This window comes from Kitasatospora sp. NPDC038210, assembly GCF_055600605.1.
Window position 1 is genome coordinate 43,905 of the sequence record NZ_JBVJYK010000026.1, and the last position, 15,344, is coordinate 59,248.

General features: G+C 75.3%; 16 protein-coding genes. 5 read left to right on the forward strand and 11 right to left on the reverse strand.

Annotated elements, in window-relative coordinates; all coding sequences use genetic code 11:
• Nucleotides 1-28: 28 nt before the first annotated feature.
• The gene (locus ACZ7KX_RS34965; RefSeq protein ID WP_470330014.1) at nucleotides 29-640 is read right to left on the reverse strand and encodes a TetR/AcrR family transcriptional regulator; all 612 of its coding nucleotides are present in this window, start codon (nucleotides 638-640) and stop codon (nucleotides 29-31) included.
• A 264-nt stretch (nucleotides 641-904) separates the two neighbouring features.
• The gene (locus tag ACZ7KX_RS34970; RefSeq protein ID WP_470330015.1) at nucleotides 905-1,639 is read right to left on the reverse strand and encodes a flavodoxin family protein; all 735 of its coding nucleotides are present in this window, start codon (nucleotides 1,637-1,639) and stop codon (nucleotides 905-907) included.
• A gap of 153 nt (nucleotides 1,640-1,792) precedes the next feature.
• Between ACZ7KX_RS34970 and ACZ7KX_RS34975 the strand changes: the two genes are divergently transcribed.
• Nucleotides 1,793-2,758: a LysR family transcriptional regulator gene (locus ACZ7KX_RS34975; protein ID WP_470330016.1), complete on the forward strand. Its 966-nt coding sequence runs from the start codon at nucleotides 1,793-1,795 to the stop codon at nucleotides 2,756-2,758.
• A 103-nt stretch (nucleotides 2,759-2,861) separates the two neighbouring features.
• Here ACZ7KX_RS34975 and ACZ7KX_RS34980 read toward each other — a convergent pair whose 3' ends face one another.
• The 3 genes from ACZ7KX_RS34980 to ACZ7KX_RS34990 all read right to left on the reverse strand — a co-directional run bounded on the left by ACZ7KX_RS34980 (nucleotide 2,862) and on the right by ACZ7KX_RS34990 (nucleotide 4,927).
• Nucleotides 2,862-3,800: a phosphorothioated DNA-binding restriction endonuclease gene (locus tag ACZ7KX_RS34980; protein WP_470330017.1), complete on the reverse strand. Its 939-nt coding sequence runs from the start codon at nucleotides 3,798-3,800 to the stop codon at nucleotides 2,862-2,864.
• Entirely contained in the window at nucleotides 3,797-4,294 is a 498-nt protein-coding gene (locus ACZ7KX_RS34985) for a protease inhibitor I42 family protein (protein WP_470330018.1), read from the reverse strand. Before ACZ7KX_RS34985 ends, ACZ7KX_RS34980 begins: the two co-directional genes overlap by 4 nt.
• A gap of 144 nt (nucleotides 4,295-4,438) precedes the next feature.
• Nucleotides 4,439-4,927, reverse strand: a complete 489-nt coding sequence (locus tag ACZ7KX_RS34990) for a WapI family immunity protein (protein ID WP_470330019.1) — start codon at nucleotides 4,925-4,927, stop codon at nucleotides 4,439-4,441.
• Between the two features lie 106 nt (nucleotides 4,928-5,033).
• On the opposite strand from ACZ7KX_RS34990, the gene ACZ7KX_RS34995 reads away from it, so the two are divergent.
• Nucleotides 5,034-6,026 carry an asparaginase gene (locus ACZ7KX_RS34995; protein ID WP_470330020.1) on the forward strand — a complete coding sequence of 331 codons (993 nt, stop codon included), beginning with the start codon at nucleotides 5,034-5,036 and terminating at the stop codon, nucleotides 6,024-6,026.
• Nucleotides 6,027-6,118: 92 nt separating this feature from the next.
• Here ACZ7KX_RS34995 and ACZ7KX_RS35000 read toward each other — a convergent pair whose 3' ends face one another.
• Nucleotides 6,119-6,979, reverse strand: coding sequence for an NAD(+)/NADH kinase (locus tag ACZ7KX_RS35000; protein ID WP_470330021.1), 861 nt, complete (start codon nucleotides 6,977-6,979; stop codon nucleotides 6,119-6,121).
• 174 nt (nucleotides 6,980-7,153) lie between these two features.
• Nucleotides 7,154-8,032 carry a universal stress protein gene (locus tag ACZ7KX_RS35005; RefSeq protein ID WP_470330022.1) on the reverse strand — a complete coding sequence of 293 codons (879 nt, stop codon included), beginning with the start codon at nucleotides 8,030-8,032 and terminating at the stop codon, nucleotides 7,154-7,156.
• A 310-nt stretch (nucleotides 8,033-8,342) separates the two neighbouring features.
• Between ACZ7KX_RS35005 and ACZ7KX_RS35010 the strand changes: the two genes are divergently transcribed.
• Complete coding sequence (locus ACZ7KX_RS35010; protein WP_470330070.1) at nucleotides 8,343-10,028, forward strand: GAF domain-containing sensor histidine kinase; 1,686 nt, start codon at nucleotides 8,343-8,345, stop codon at nucleotides 10,026-10,028.
• 120 nt (nucleotides 10,029-10,148) lie between these two features.
• Here ACZ7KX_RS35010 and ACZ7KX_RS35015 read toward each other — a convergent pair whose 3' ends face one another.
• The 4 genes from ACZ7KX_RS35015 to ACZ7KX_RS35030 all read right to left on the reverse strand — a co-directional run bounded on the left by ACZ7KX_RS35015 (nucleotide 10,149) and on the right by ACZ7KX_RS35030 (nucleotide 13,079).
• Nucleotides 10,149-10,532: a pyridoxamine 5'-phosphate oxidase family protein gene (locus ACZ7KX_RS35015; RefSeq protein WP_470330023.1), complete on the reverse strand. Its 384-nt coding sequence runs from the start codon at nucleotides 10,530-10,532 to the stop codon at nucleotides 10,149-10,151.
• Nucleotides 10,533-10,637: 105 nt separating this feature from the next.
• Nucleotides 10,638-11,339 (reverse strand): response regulator, encoded by a 702-nt coding sequence (locus ACZ7KX_RS35020; protein ID WP_470330024.1) that lies wholly within the window; start codon nucleotides 11,337-11,339, stop codon nucleotides 10,638-10,640.
• 159 nt (nucleotides 11,340-11,498) lie between these two features.
• Entirely contained in the window at nucleotides 11,499-12,146 is a 648-nt protein-coding gene (locus ACZ7KX_RS35025; RefSeq protein WP_470330025.1) for an Rv1733c family protein, read from the reverse strand.
• Between the two features lie 51 nt (nucleotides 12,147-12,197).
• Entirely contained in the window at nucleotides 12,198-13,079 is an 882-nt protein-coding gene (locus ACZ7KX_RS35030) for a universal stress protein (RefSeq protein WP_470330026.1), read from the reverse strand.
• A gap of 261 nt (nucleotides 13,080-13,340) precedes the next feature.
• On the opposite strand from ACZ7KX_RS35030, the gene ACZ7KX_RS35035 reads away from it, so the two are divergent.
• Nucleotides 13,341-14,138: a ribosome hibernation promotion factor gene (locus ACZ7KX_RS35035; protein ID WP_470330027.1), complete on the forward strand. Its 798-nt coding sequence runs from the start codon at nucleotides 13,341-13,343 to the stop codon at nucleotides 14,136-14,138.
• A 262-nt stretch (nucleotides 14,139-14,400) separates the two neighbouring features.
• Entirely contained in the window at nucleotides 14,401-15,267 is an 867-nt protein-coding gene (locus tag ACZ7KX_RS35040) for a universal stress protein (protein WP_470330028.1), read from the forward strand.
• The last annotated feature ends 77 nt before the right edge of the window (nucleotides 15,268-15,344 follow it).

Below are 15,344 nucleotides of genomic sequence, written 5' to 3' on the forward strand. Positions count from 1 at the left end.
CCCGCGGAGGAACCCGCCGCCGGACGGCCTACGCCGCCGTGGGCGCACTGCTCGGGCCCGGTCCGTTCCGGTCGCCGAGCAGTCTGCCGACCAGGAGTTCGGGGTAGCCGTGGTCCGGCGGGTCGATGCCGAAGATCGCCCGGACGTAGAACGGCGCGATGAGCTGGTCGAGGATCTGTTCCAGGGGCGGTGGGTCCTCGCCGCGGGCGGTCGCCCGCTCGCGGATCTGCTCGATGGAGCGCATCCGGCGCCGGAAGTGCTGCGCGCGCTCGTCCTGGGCCTGGGTGCTGTTCGGCATGGACAGCACGACGGCGCGTACGAGGGCGCGTCCCTGGGGTGTGCGGATGCTCGCGACGCTGGCCTGGGCCCAGGCGAGGAGGTCGCCGCGCAGGCTGCCGGTGTCGTTCAGGGGTGAGTCGCGTTCGAGCCGGGTGGTCACCATGTCGGCCAGGAGGGCGTCGAGGCTGCCCCAGCGCCGGTAGACGCTGGTGTGGTTGACGCCGGCGCGTTGTGCGATCGCGGGGATGTTGAGGTCCTCGCCGTCCGGGTCGGAGAGCAGGTCGATGACCGCCTGGTGGACGGCTTCGCGGACCTGCTCGGGGCTCCTGCGCACTCGTGCGGGCGCTTGCTTGTCGGTCATGCCCCCATCGTAAGCACAGATATTTGCTTCTGGGGATCCGGGGGGCTACAGTCCTCTTTGTTGCAAGCAGAGGGCACCACCCTGCCCGGCTACCGCTACCGCGCCGACGACTCCGGCCTGAGAAACAGGCGGTGACCGACGGCGGCACCGGGCCCGGTGCCGCCGTCGGCCGGGGACCCTGCCGAACGCCCCCGGCGACAGCGATGGCGGCGGCGGTGCCGGAACAGCACCGACGACGGGTCGGACGCCGGGTCAGGCCAGGGGTCAGGCGCCGGTCAGGGCCGTCGGCGCGTCGTCCGTCTCCCGGAGGGACGCCGACAGGGCGCGGGCCTCGTGTTCGGTCATCCGGGGGGTGTCGTACGGCAGGGCGTTGACCCACCGCTGGGTCAGCCGGGCGATCCGCTCGCCGTAGCGCTCGGCGGTGATGAGGTCGCCACGCGAGCCGGCCCGCTCCGGCCCCTGGTCGGCGTGGCTCTGGCTCATCAGGCCGAGCCACGAGCCCAGCCGGTTCACGTCGTCGCGCGAGCCGCCGCTCCAGTTGTTGCCGGGCATGTCGCCGACGCCGATCCACTGCATGCCCAACTGTGCGGCGAACACCGCCAGTTGCTCCAGGACGGCCAGCTTGTCACCGCTCTGCGAGGCGGACATCGTGAAGCCGCCGGCCAGCTTGTCCTTCCATGCCTGCGTGACGAACGGCGTGAACGCCGCCTCCATGAACGCCTTGAACACCGCCGACACGCTGCCCATCAGCGTCGGACAGCCGAAGACGATCGCGTCGGAGCGCTCCAGCAGCTCCATCACCCCGGCGTCGTGCCAACGGCCCGCGACGACGTCCTCGGGCCGCACCTCGACCAGGTGCACGTCGGCGCCGGGCACCCGCCGCGCCCCGCCGGCGAGGTGCTCGGCCAGGACCCGGGTGTGCCCGTGCACCGAGTGGTAGACCACCGTCACGGTGACCGTCGGCGCATCCTGCTCGCGGTCAACGTCCTTGACTGCCATGACTCTTCACTACTTCCGATCGTGGGAAAGTCCTGCTCGCAGGCCTGCTCGTCGGCCTGCCCACCCATCACAGCCCGTGCGCGCCGCGCCATCAACGCCGAACTCCGGCATGCAGCGATCGGCGACACCGATCGATCGCGCTAGCCTGCTCCCGTGGACAGGATCGAACTGGAAGCATTCGTCGCCGTCGCCGAGGAACTCCACTTCGGCCGCGCCGCCGCGCGCCTGCACCGAGGCCAGCCCACCGTCAGCGACGCCGTCCGACGGCTGGAGAGCAGCCTGGGCGGACGGCTGTTCCACCGCACCAGCCGCCGGGTCTCACTCACCGGCCTCGGCGAAGCGCTCCTGCCCGACGCCCGCGCCACCCTCGCCCAGCTGCGCCGCTTCCAGCAGCGCGGACGCGCCCTGGCCGCCGGCGACCGGGCCCGCACCACCCTCGTCGTCGCCCATGCCGAGTACACCGGTCACCAGCTGCTGTTGCGCTGCCTGCCGCAACTGCGCGACCGCTTCCCCGATGTGACGATCGTGCCGGAGTCGATGCCGACCACCGCCCAGCTCACCGCCTTGCGGGCGGAGACGATCGGGCTCGGCATCGGCTGGGCGACCGGTGGCGTCACCGGCGTCCGCGCGAGGGTGCTGTCCACCGAGCGGTTCGTGGCGCTCGTGCCCGCGGACCACCCCCTCGCCGGGCGCACCGGGCTGAGCACGTCCGACCTGTCCACCACCGACCTGCTCACCTGGCCCCACCAGATCAACAGCGGCCTCTGCGACCGCCTGCTGTCCGCCTTCCGGATCGGCGGTGCCGATCTGCGCATCATCAGGACCGCCGACAGCGTGCACGCGATCGCCGCGCACGTCGCCGCGGGAGCGGGCATCGGCATCACCGTCGAGTCCGCGCTCGACCACCGGCCACCCGGCCTGCGGGTCATCCCCCTCGCCGGCCCGTCGACCACCGTCGACCAGGTCGTCCTCACCCCCGCCGAGCCGTTGGACACCGCCACGGCCCTGCGCGACCTGCTGCTGCGGGCCTCGACGGAGGTCCCGTCCGCCGGCGCAGGTGGGCCGGCCGGGCCGCCCACGGCGGGAGGTCCGCCGACGGCGGGCGGGGGTGACTGGTAGGACCCCGCCCGCTGTCGGTGCGCGGTCAGAGTGACGGGAGGGGGTCCGGTGGCGATCCGCCGCAGGGAGGCGGCCACCGCTGCGTTCCCTGCCCGCCCGTCCCTCAGCCGGTGTGCGCCGCCTCCGCGGGTGGGCGGGGCGTGCCGTGGAACACCTGCCGCACGTGCCACTGCCGGTGCCGGGCCGCGACCGGCGGGTTCCCGGGCTGCGGCCCGATGACGGGGCGTCCGGACAGCGCGAGCACGTACCGGCGGCTGGCCTCGCTGCGGCCGACGAAGCGCTGGGACACCAGGATGCGGTGGTCCTCCCCCAGGCCGAGGACGCCCTTGTCGAAGAGCTTGTGGTGCAGCGAGCACAGGCACAGGCCGTTGTCGACCTCGTCCGGCCCGTCGTGCGACCACCAGCGGACGTGCGCCGCCTCCAGCCCGACCGTGCTCGCGCCGAGGGCCCCGTCGTAGCCGCAGAACGCGCAGCGGAACTCGTAGGCGGTGAGCACGAGTTCACGCATACGACGGTCCCGCTGCCGCCGGGCCGCGGGGTCGGCTGCACCGGGGTCGGCTGCGCCCACGAAGCCGGTTCCGGCCCGCTCCAGGTCGAGGCCGACGGCTTCGCAGAGGTCGGCGTGCAGGGACGCCGGGAAGTGGGCGTCCAGCACCACCCTGGCCATCCGGCCCAGCAGGGACGGCTCCTCGGCGAGTGCGGCCCGCAGCCCCGGCGCCAGCCTGCCGGTGGCGCCGCTCGCGCGGAGGACGCCGACGCCGCTCCCGGGGCTTCCGGGGCCCCGGTCGGTCCGGACCTCCCAGACGCCGTCACTGACGAGGTGGTGGAACGGGTAGGCGGGCGTCGTCGGGTGCGACGGCCCGTACTCGGCGAGCAGCTGCTTCAGCTCACCCTCGACCGCGCTGAAGCGCAGCTCGCCGTCGGCGTCCTGCTGGTGGCTGCCGAGGGCGTAGAGCAGCAGCAGCGGCTTGTGCGGAGCGCGGACGCCGTTGTTCGTCCAGCGCCGCAGCCTCGCCGCGCGGTCGAGCCAGTCGGTGCTCACCGGACCGTCACCGTGTAGGTGTCGCGCACGACCCGCTTCCGGTCCTCGTCGCCGAGGGCCGGGCGGTGGCAGAGTCCGCGGAAGCAGTCGAGGAGCGTGACGGCGGTGGTCCCGCGGCCCTTGGCCTCGAAGGTGTAGTAGCGGGTGCCGCCGACGCCGTCCGCGGTCCTCGCCTCCTCGGGGAGGTCGACGCGCTCGTCGACCTCGACCGCCACGGCGGCGTCCGGCCGAGGGGCCTCGATGCTCCAGGAGTCGCCGGCCGAGGCGTTGTCCCGGACGGCGATCGAGAACCGCTGGCCGACGGCGAGGCTCACCGCGCGTTCGTCCGCGCGCAGCACCCGGCCGCGGTCGGGCCCGTCCGACCCGCAGGCCGTCAGGGCCGCCGCCAGGACGACCGACAGCGCCACCGCCCGCAGCGGGGTCCGCCCCCGCCCCCGGGCCCGCCCCTCGGCCGCGCTGCCTGTCCGGGCCGCGTGGCCGGAACCGTCCGCCATGATCCCCCCGTACCCCGTGTGCTGCCCGTGCGCCGTCCGCGCGGCGGCGTCGGGGCACTCTACGGACCGGTTCGAGGCCGGATCAATCCGTCCGGCCTCCGGTACGGCTTCCCGTCCGGCCTCCGGTACGGCAGGGACGCTCGTTCAGCGGGACGGGAACGACGACATTCCGTGCTCCCACGCGTCGGCGGCCTGCAGCAACTCTTCTTTTCTGCAGGCTACTTCGACGGCGTACTGGTAGATGTCCGGAGCGTCGTCGGCGTCCCACCGCTGCCACGGCGGTGCCGCCTCCAGGGACAGGTGGACGCGCACCAGCGACCGCCCGTCGGGGCTTCCGGCCAGGCTGAACGCCAGGTGCGGCTCCAGGAACGACAGGCTCGGCGACAGGTCGCCCTCCTCGTCGGGCTCCGCCACGGCCACCCTGCCCGCGGCGACCGCGCGCAGCCAGGACGACAGTTCGCGGCCTTCGGAGGTCAGCAGGGCGGGATCCTGGAACGACCATCCGCCGGCGGGGGTCCTCACCCTGCCCTCGACGACGAGCCAGTTGTCGTCGTACGGGTCGCCGCTCTTCGCGGGGAACTGGTAGCGCAGCGGGCGCAGTTCGACGCTGGTTCCATGACGTGCCAGGAGCATCGTCACAGCATGCCACGAGCCGGTAGATTGCCCCCAGCCACCCGGCGGCCACCCGCAACCTCGGGAGAGCCGGGCACCCGGACACCCCGACAAGGAGACAACGACGTTGGGCACGAAGGCGGTTGCGATCCTCTCCCTCGGCGGCACCATCGCCATGACCGCCGATCCGGCCACCGGCGGCGTCGTGCCGGCCCTGTCCGCCCACGACCTCCTCGCCGCCGTCCCCGCCCTGCAGGGCCTCGACGTCGAGCTGAGGGTCCACGACTTCCGGCGCCTGCCCAGCGCCTCCCTCGGCTTCGACGACCTGGGCGCGCTCGCGGACGCCCTGGCCGAGGCCTTCCGGTCCGGCTGCGACGGCGCGGTGGTCACCCAGGGCACCGACACCATCGAGGAGACCGCCTACCTGCTGGACCTGCTGCACCCGGGCGAGCAGCCGATCGTGGTCACCGGGGCGATGCGCAACCCCACCCTGCCCGGCGCGGACGGCCCGGCGAACATCCACGCGGCCGTCATCGCCGCCGCGGCGCCCGAGCTGCGCGGCGCCGGCGCGGTGGTCGTCCTCGGCGACGAGATCCACGCCGCCCGCACCGTCCGCAAGTCCCACACCACCAGCCCCGCCGCGTTCACCTCCCCGGCGACCGGGCCCCTCGGCCGCTTCTACGAGGGGCGCGTCCACCTCCACGGCCCGCTCGCCGCGCGTACGACCTTCGCCGGCCCGACGATCCGGCCCCCGGCCCGCGTCGGCCTGTACACCGCGACGCTCGGCGACGACGGCGCCCTCCTCGCCGCGATGGCCGGGGCGTGCGACGGGCTCGTCGTCGCCGCGTTCGGAGTCGGCCACGTCCCCGAGGGCTTCGTGGCCGTCCTGGAACGGGCCGCGGCCCGGATCCCGGTCGTCCTCGCCAGCCGCATCGGCAACGGGCCGGTCCTGGAGGGGACGTACGGCTTCCCCGGCTCGGAGAAGGACCTGCTGGCCCGCGGACTGATCCGGGGCGGCCACCTCGACGCCTACAAGGCCCGCCTGCTCCTGCACGTCCTGCTCGGCCAGGGCCGGAACCGCGACGAGACCGCCGACGCCTTCGCCCTGGCCGCCCACTGACCCCGGCAGCCGGCCTGCGTCGCGTGCGCCGCCTGAGCCGCGTGCACCGCCTCCGTCGCGCGCGCCTCCGCCGCCGCTGACGCCCCGGGGAGTCAGTCGTGCTCCGCCGAGCCGGTGAGCCGGAGCTTGCGCTGGGCCCGCTGGTAGAACGTGGTGCGGCCGAGCCGTACGACGCGTGCGGCGGCGGGCACCATGGTCACCGCGACGTGGTCGCCGGGTACGACACGGCCGACCAGGAGGCCGTCGGCCTCGACGGCGAGGTCGCCGCTGTGCGGCAGGACCTCCAGGTCGAGCCGCTCGCCGCTGGAGAGGAACACCGAGCGGTTGAACGCGGCGTGCGGAGCCACGGGTGTGATCAGCAGCCCCTCCGCGTTGGGGGAGACGATCGGGCCGCCGGCGGAGAAGCTGTACGCGGTGGAGCCGGTCGGCGTGGCGGCGACGACCGCGTCGGCGGTGTAGTCGACGAAGGGCTCGCCCTGGACCCGCACGGCGACCGCCGCGGACCTGTGGCCCGGGCTGCGCAGCAGCACGACGTCATTGAGCGCCGTCTCCCGGGTGGTCCCGAAGCGGGCGTGGACGCCGGAACGGACTTCCACGGTGAACCGCTGGGCGTCGACGGCGTCCAGCGCGGCGGGCAGTTCCGGTATGTCGACCTCGGCGAGGAAGCCCAGGCGTCCGACGTTGACGCCCAGGACCGGCGCCTGGCCCCCGGTCGCGAGCCGCATGGCGCGCAGCATGGTGCCGTCCCCGCCGAGGCTGATCAGCAGGTCGGCGCTCGTGGCCAGCTCCTCGGTCCCGACCGGAATGGCCTCGCAGCCGATCCTGGCCACCTCCGCCGCCAGCCCCAGGACCTTCGTCCCACGGGCCCGGCTCCAACGGACCACGGCCTCGACGGTGGGCGCGCAGGTGCGCTCGGGGTGGAGTACCAGCCCCACCGTGCCGATGAATCCCATCCGGGGCACCTCGATGTCGGCCGGGAGCGTTGCTCCCTCCAGTCATGCACAGCCGGTCGCCACCTTCAAGGCCACCGCGGGCCCCGCGCGACCGGTCCGGCCCGTAGCCCGCTGCTCGCTGCCCGCACCCGGCACGGCCGGGACGGGGCGGTCCCGGCGCGGCAGGTGACCGGCTCAGTGGTGGGGTACGACGGCAACGGGGCCGTGGGCGTGGTGGAGCACGGAGTGGGCCACCGGGCCCAGCCGGGGCCCGGCCATCGGGTGCCTGGGGGAGCGCCGGCCGAGGACCACCAGCGAGGCGGTGCGGGACGCCTCCACGAGCATTCTGCTCGCGCTCCAGGCACACACCTCCGCCTCGGTACGGACGTCGGGGAACTCGTCCTGCCAGCGCTCCAGGGTGTCCTGCAGCCGGGCCCGTTCGGCGGCCGCCAAGGACTGCCCGATGTGCCACCGGTCCACCGGTGCCTCCGTGGCGGACGGGCCGCGGAACGTGTCCCGGCTCTCCAGCACCCGCAGGGCGGCGCCGGTGTCGGCGGCGTGCCGGAAGGCGAAGGCGAGCACCGGGTCGCACGGCCGGTCGCCCTCGACGCCCACGACGACGGGTCCGGGCGTCGCGGCCGGGCCGTCCGCCTCGGCTCCGCCGTCCGACCCGGCGCGGACCAGCACCACCGGGCAGTCCGCGCGGGCGGCGGCGCGCAAGCTGACGGAGCCGATCAGGAGGTCGGCGAAGCCGCCCTTCCCGCGCGAGCCCAGCACCAGCACCGGGGCCCGCCGGGCGGTGGCGGTCAGCGCGTACGCCGGGTTCCCGGGGACGATCTCGCAGGAGACGGCCAGGCCGGGCAGCTCGGCTGCGATGCGGTCCCGGATCGCGGCCACCGGGCCCGGCAGCGTGCTGTCGCCGCCGAGGTCGCGGTCGAGCGCGTCCACCTCGCCGCCGGCGACCAGGACCATCCGCAGCGCGCGCCCGTTCCGCAGGGCCTCGCGGGCGGCCCACTCGGCCGCCGCCGCACTCTCGGTCGAGCCGTCGATCCCCACCACCACGCCGCGTGACATCGCTGAGACCTCCCTGGTCGGCGGAGGGCCACGGCACTCGTGGGCGCGGTCCCGTCCGGCGACCAGACTCCCGCCGGACCGACGGTCGGCCACAGGGGCCGAGCAGCCCCACCCGGGTACCGAAGGTCCCGGGACCGGACGGCCGTCTGCGAGAATCAGCCGCGGCTTGGGCAGCGCGGTTGCGGCGTCATGGCTTGGGCAATGCGGTTGCGGCAACGCGACTCGGGCAGCGCGGTCACGGCAATGCGGCTTCGGCAACGCGGTTCGGCGACGAGGAGGGCCCGTGGGCGGCGAGACGGTGCGGTCACGGATGCCGCAGCTGCGGTTGGACGAGCTGCTGGAGGAGCTCCAGGCGCGGATCGACGCGGCCCGGGGCACCCGGGACCGGGTGCACAGCCTGCTGGAGGCGGTGCTGTCGGTCGGCCGGGAGCTGGACCTGACGCAGGTGCTGCGGCGGATCGTGGAGGCTGCCGCCGTCCTGGTGGACGCCCGTTACGCGGCGCTCGGGGTGATCGGGCCGGACGGGGAGACGCTGTCGCAGTTCCTCACGGTGGGCCTGTCCGAGGAGGAGATCGCCCGGATCGGCCCGTACCCGACCGGCCGTGGCCTGCTCGGGGAGCTGATCCACCGCCCGGCGCCGCTGCTGCTGGCCGATCTCTCCGAGCATCCGTCGTCGGTGGGCTGCCCGGCGCACCACCCGGTGATGCGGACCTTCCTGGGCGTGCCGGTGCGCGTGCGCGAGGAGGTCTTCGGCAACCTCTACCTCACCGACAAGCAGGGCGGCGAGGAGTTCGACGCCGACGACGAGGCGGTGATCTCCACCCTGGCCGTGGCCGCCGGGGTGGCGATCGACAACGCCCGGCTGTACGAGGAGGCCCAGCGCCAGCAGCGGTGGCTGAGCGCGAGCGCCGAGATCACGCGCGCCCTGCTGTCCGGCGGTTCCCGGTCCGAGGTGTTCGAGCTGATCGCCCAGCGGGCGAGGGAGATCACCGGCGCGGAGCTGGCCGACGTCTCGGTGCCGGCGGCCGGGACCGGAGCGCTCCGCGTGGAGCTGGCGCTCGGCGGCGACGCGGCCGGCCGGGAGGGCCTGGTGGTGCCGCTGGAGGGGTCGCTGTCGGGCACGGCCTTCGCCTCGGGGGTGTCGGTGACGACGGTGGATCTGGCCGGTGATCCCCGGCTGTTCGCCGAGCCGCGCCGTTTCGCCGGGCTCGGACCGGCGGTCGCGGTGCCGCTGGGCCGGGCGGAGGGGCAGATCGACGGCGTGCTGCTGCTGGCCAGGGAAGCCGGCCGACCCGAGTTCACCGACCGCGAGACCGGCCCGCTGCTGGGCTTCGCCGACCAGGCCGCGCTCGCCCTGGAGCTGGCGGAACGCCGTCGGGACGTCGAGCAGTTGGCGATGCTGGAGGACCGTGACCGGATCGCCCGGGACCTGCACGACCTGGCCATCCAGCGGTTGTTCGCGACGGGGATGACGCTGCAGAGCGCGGCCCGGGTCATCGACCACCCCGGTGCCTCGGACCGGGTGCTGCGTGCGGTGGGGGACCTGGACGAGACCATCAAGATCATCAGGTCGACGATCTTCGGCCTGCGGGCGCGGGAGGAGAAGGGCGGCCAGGGCCTGCGGTCGCGCGTGGTGCGGGTGGCCGAGGAGACGCAGGCGGCGCTGGGCTTCCCGCCCAGGCTGAGCATGGAGGGCCTGCTGGACACGGACGTGCCCGCGGAGGTGGCCGACCACGTGGTGGCGGTTCTGGGGGAGGCGCTGAGCAACGCGGCCCGGCACGCGCGGGCGGGGCGGGTCGAGGTGGTGCTGCAGGCGACCGGGTCGCGGGTGGTGCTCACGGTGCAGGACGACGGGGTGGGCATTCCGGAACAGGGGCGGCGCAGCGGACTGCGCAACCTCGCCGAACGCGCCGAGACCCTGGGCGGCGTCTTCGAGCTGGCCGCCCCGGAGGCCGGCGGGACCAGGTTGTCCTGGTCGGTGCCGCTGGCACACTGATCCGGTCCTGCGGCGGCGCGTTCGTCGCGTCGTCCGGGCGGCCGGAGGCCGGTGGGTCGGTCGGCGTCGGACCGCCCGTCGTCGGTCCGATCAGCGTGGGACCGCCCGTCATCGGTTCGATCAGCGTGGGACCGCCCGGCTCGGCGGGAACAGGCGGCCGCTCACCAGCTCCGGGAGGATGCGGACGGTGACCGTGCCGGTCGGACCGGTCACGGCCCCCTCGGGGGTGACGTCGGCGCGGCCGAGGACGGTCACGCTCCAGCCGGTGCCGTCCGCCGCGTCGAGCTCCCCGGCCTCGAAGGCCACCAGCGCGCCTGCGACCGCTCGGACCAGCTCGGACCCGGCGGCGGTGCTCAGCAGCACGCTCCCGTCGGCCCCGAGCCGGTACCGGGCGGGTTGGACGGCGGGGAGGGCACCGAGGGTGTAGACGACCCGGCCGACCGAGAGGCCGGCGAGGAGCCGTCGGCACTCTCGCCCGTCCAGCGGGGTGGTGTCAGGTGTCATGGCATCGATGGTGTCGCCGCGGTGGGCGCCGGGGGAGGGTCGTTGGTCCCCGGCGGGGATGCCGACCGGATCTGATCGGTGGGGCCGGTGCCCGGGGCGGTCGGTTCAGGGGCCGGTTCGAGCGGAGGGCTGACCGTGGGGGCCCAGGGCCTGGGTGGCGATCAGGGCGGCCTGGACGCGCCGTTCCACGCCGAGCTTGGCCAGCAGGCGGGAGATGTGGTTCTTGACGGTCTTCTCGGCGAGGTAGAGCCGCTGACCGATCTGGCGGTTGGTGAGCCCCTCACCGACCAGGGCGAGCACCTCCCGCTCCCGTTCGGTGAGCTGGGGCAGGCCGGAGCTCTGCTCGGTGACGGCGTCGCCGCGCAGGCGGGCCATCAGCCGGGTGGCGGCGCCGGGGTCGAGCATCGACTGGCCGGAGGCGACGGTGCGCACGGCGGAGACCAGGTCGGTGCCGCTGATCTGCTTGAGGACGTACCCGGCGGCCCCGGCCATGATGGCGTCCAGGAGCGCCTCCTCGTCGTCGAACGAGGTGAGGATCAGACAGACCAGCCCGGGCATGCGGGAGCGCAGTTCGCGACAGACCGTCACGCCGTCGCCGTCCGGCAGCCGCATGTCGAGAATGGCGACGTCGGGGCGCAGCGCGGGGACCCGGGCGAGTGCCTGCTCGACCGTGGCGGCCTCGCCGATCACCCGGAGGTCCGGCTCGGCGTCCAGCAGGTCGTGCACGCCGCGGCGGACCACCTCGTGGTCGTCCAGCAGGAACACCGTCACCGAGCCGCTCGTCCCAGCCGCCGGACTCTCCGTCATCGCCGCTCCAACCCCGTTGGCCCGCCCCGGTGGCGGACCGCGTGACTCTCCGCGAAGTCTGACGTGACGGGGGCGGTTCCGATAGGGCCCTCCGGCCCTGTTCCGTCCCACCGCGGCGGGAATCGCGGTCCGGTGTCACGGACAGAACGGCCGGTCCGGTCAGCCGTGCCCGCCGCCACGGGGGGCACGGCCGCTCCAGACGGGCTCGTACCGGGCCCAGGACAGGGTCCACGCCCGGTCGGCCCGACGGTCGAGGACGCTCAGCCCCGTGCAGAGCACGGCGCAGGCGAGGACACAGAGCAGGCCGAAGAGGAGCAGGCCCAGACACAGGGCGTCGGCCACGAGGTCGGCGGTGCTCGGCGGTGCGGTGGAGGGGCGGCCGCTGCCGTCGACCCAGATCCCGACGGTGCTGCCCGGCCCGGCGGTCCGGGGGACGTCGATGCTGCCGGTGTTGGGCCGGGTGCCCGGGTAGGTCCACGCCGCGTCGGCGCGGTACACGGCCTTTCCACCGACGACGGTGGCCTCCGCCCTCCGGACGGAGCCCTGCACCAGGGCGTCGGCGCGGTGGAGGCCGGCGGCCGTGGCCGCGGCCTGCCGCTGGCCGGCGGCGAAGTGGGTGACGGCGGCCCCGGCCCCGAGGAGCGCCGCGAGCGCGATCCCGAGGACGGTGAGCACCACCGCCCGGCTCCGGGCCCGGTCGAGAGCGCGGCTGAGCGGATTGCGCTCCCGGCCGAGCGCCCGGCGCAGGTGGCCGCACGGCGGTGCCGCCGGGCTGTCGGGCCGGGCCGGGCGGTGGGTGCTGGACACGGCGGTGCTCCTTGTCGCTGTTCAGGGGGCGATGGCGGGGCCGTGCACGGCTCAGGGGTGGGGGACGACGACGACCGGGGCGGCGCAGTGGTGCAGGACGGCGTGCGCCACGGGGCCGAGGCGCGGCCCGAGGCGGTGACGGTGCTCCCGCCGCCCGACGACGACGAGGTCCGCACGGGTCGAGGCCGCCTCCAGCAGGGCCCGGGCTCCGCCACCGAGGCGGACGTCCTCGACGATGTCGACCCCGGGGTGCTCCGCCCTCAGGGCGGTGACGACCGGGGAGATCAGGGCCGCTTCGGTGGCCTCCTGCTCCGTCAGGTCCACCAGGGGCGGCATCAGGCCCCCGTACGCCCAGACGGGCGCCGGGTCCCACCCGTGCACGACGCGCAGCCGGCAGCCGCGCAGCTGCGCCTCGGCCACGGCGAACCCGACGACGGTGTCGTCGGGTCGACGGCCGTCGAGCCCGACCACCACCTCCCGGTCCGCCCCGGCGGCCGCCGCCGGGGAAGCGGGCGCCGGTCCGGGGCGGACCAGTACGGTCGGGACGGTCGCGGCCGCTGCCACCGCGAGCCCCACCGAACCGACCAGGAGGCCGGCGAAGCCGCCGAGCCCGCGGGAGCCGAGCACCAGCAGCTCCTGCTCCTTCGCCGCGGCGAGCAGTGCGTCGACGGGATCGTCCGCGACCACCGCGACCTCCACCGGCAGGCCCGGGTGGTCGTGCCGGATCCGGTCGGCGATCCCGCGAAGCCCGTCCGATGCCCTCGGCCGCAGGTCGCCGGGCCGCGACACGTTCCCGTCCCCGGCGTCGAGCCACGGCCACGCGTGCAGCAGCCGCACCGGGCAGCCCCGGCGCCGGGCCTCCGCGGCCGCCCACAGGGCCGCCGCCTCGCTCTGCGGCGATCCGTCGATTCCGGTCAGGACACAGCGCGTCATGGTGGTTTCCCCCTCGTGGGATCAAGCCTCGGGCCGGGACGCCCGGCACCATCGAATCTCCCGTCCGGGCGTGCGGTGGGAGAAGGGACCGAAGGCACCGGCCGCCGGGCCGGTGGTCCCGGTCGGGCCCGGGGCCACCGGGGCCCGGCGCCGATCGGTGGGGAGTAGGGCCGCACGGCCCTGGCCGCGGGACGAACGGCCGACGACGGCGCCCTCCGGCACCCGGCAGTCTGAGACCACATCCGAGAGGCAGGACTCCTGATGAACCGTCTGCACACGCCGATCGTCCCCGACATCCGGGTCGAGACCCGGGGCGAGGTGTCCCTCGCCGCGCCCGACTACGCCCGGGCGAAGCTGCTGGCCGTCGTCGAACGGCAGCACGAGCCGGTGCTCGCGGCCCGGGTGAAGCTCACCCAAGCGAGCAACCACGTCGTCAAGCCCGCCATCGCCCGGGCCGTGGTGGACCTCAACGGCCGTCCCGTCCGCGCCCACGTGGCGGCCGCGACCATGCAGGAGGCCGTCGACCTGCTCCAGGACCGGCTGACCGCCCGGCTCGCCCGGGTGCACCGGCACCGCGACGCCCACCGCCACCACGTCCCGGCCGGCCGCGCCGCCCGGGACGACGAGGCGGCCCGCGATCACCGCCCGCACCGGCGCGGCTTGGCACCGGAGGACCGGCGGATCGTGCGGCACAAGACGTACAGCCTGCCCAGCCAGAGCGCCCGGGCCGCCGTGTTCGAGCTGGAGGCCATGGACTACGACTTCCACCTGTTCACCGACGCCGCCTCCGGCTGCGACAGCGTCGTCTACCGCGACGAGCGTGCCGATGGGCACCGCCTGGCCGTCGTCGGACCCGTCGCCGGGCCCATCGGCGAGCCGGAGCCGGGACTCAGCGTGAGCACCGCGGCGGTGCCGGAACTGGCGGTGCCCGAGGCGGTGTCCAGGCTCGACCTCACCGGACTGCCGTTCGTCTTCTTCACCGACACCGCCACCGGGCGGGGCAACGTGCTCTACCACCGCTACGACGGCCACTACGGCCTCATCACACCGGCGCGGTGACGCGGTAGCGGCGGCAGGAGCCGCGCCGAGGACGAGGAGCCGGGGACGGGTGACACCGTCCCCGGCTCCCTGCCGTGCACGCGGCACCCCGCTCGCCGGCCCGGGGGCGGCGGTACCCGACGCGCGGCCCCGCGCCGCCGGGACCTTCGGCTCGGCGGCAGGGCAGCTCGGCCCCTGCCACGGCCGCGGGGCACGACGCGATGCTGTCCCGGACGGCGGGGGCGCGGAACGGCCGCGTCCCGCGGGACCGAGAGGACGAGACATGTCGCACTCCGTGGTGGTGGGGATCGACGGCTCGGAGCAGAGCACGGCGGCGGCGGCGTGGGCTGCCGCCGAGGCCCACCGGAGCGGCCGGGCGCTCCGGATGATCCACGTCGGGGGAGCCGAGGACGGCAGGCCGCTGCGGCCGGCGGGGGCGGACCACGGCCTGCCGCCGGAGCTGCTCGCGGTCCGGGACCGCCTCACGGCCGTCCTGCCCGACCTGGAGCTGTCGTGCGAGCGGATTCCGGGCAGCCCGGCCCACGCGCTCGCGGCGGCCGGCGCGCGGGACGGGCTGATCGTCCTCGGCTCGCGCGGCCTCGGCGGCTTCACCGGCCTGCTGGTCGGCTCGGTCGGGCTCCGGGTGGCCGCCGACGCGCTCTGCCCGGTCGTGCTCGTCCGGGCGGACGCGGACGCGGACGGCGAGGCCGACGGGGCGGGTGACGTGGTGGTGGGCGTCCAGGGCGACCGCCCCTGCGCCGAGGTGCTCGCCTTCGCCTTCGAGCAGGCGGTCCGCCGGGGCGTCACCCTGCGGGTGCTGGAGAGCCGTTCGCTGCCGGCCGGACCGTACGTGACGCGGGCGCCGGTCGACCAGCGGGAGATCAGGGACTCGCTGGCGGAGGCGGAGCTGGTGCGCCTGCGGGACGCGCTGGCCCGTTGGCGGGACAAGTTCCCCGGGGTGCGGGTGGAGACCGAGGTGACCGCCCGGCACGCGGGCGGGGCGCTCGTCGACGCCTCCCGGGGAGCCTCGCTCGTCGTGCTGGGGCGGCGGACCCCCGGGCACCAGGCGGGTGTGTCCCGGTTGGGGAGCGTGGCGCACGCCGTGCTGCACCACGCGCTCGGCCCGGTCGCGATCGTCCCGCACGACTGAACCGCGCGACTGAACCGCCTGGTGGTGGCCGCGGCCCGGACCCTCGAAGGTCCGGGTCGCGCCGTTCCCGGGCCGTT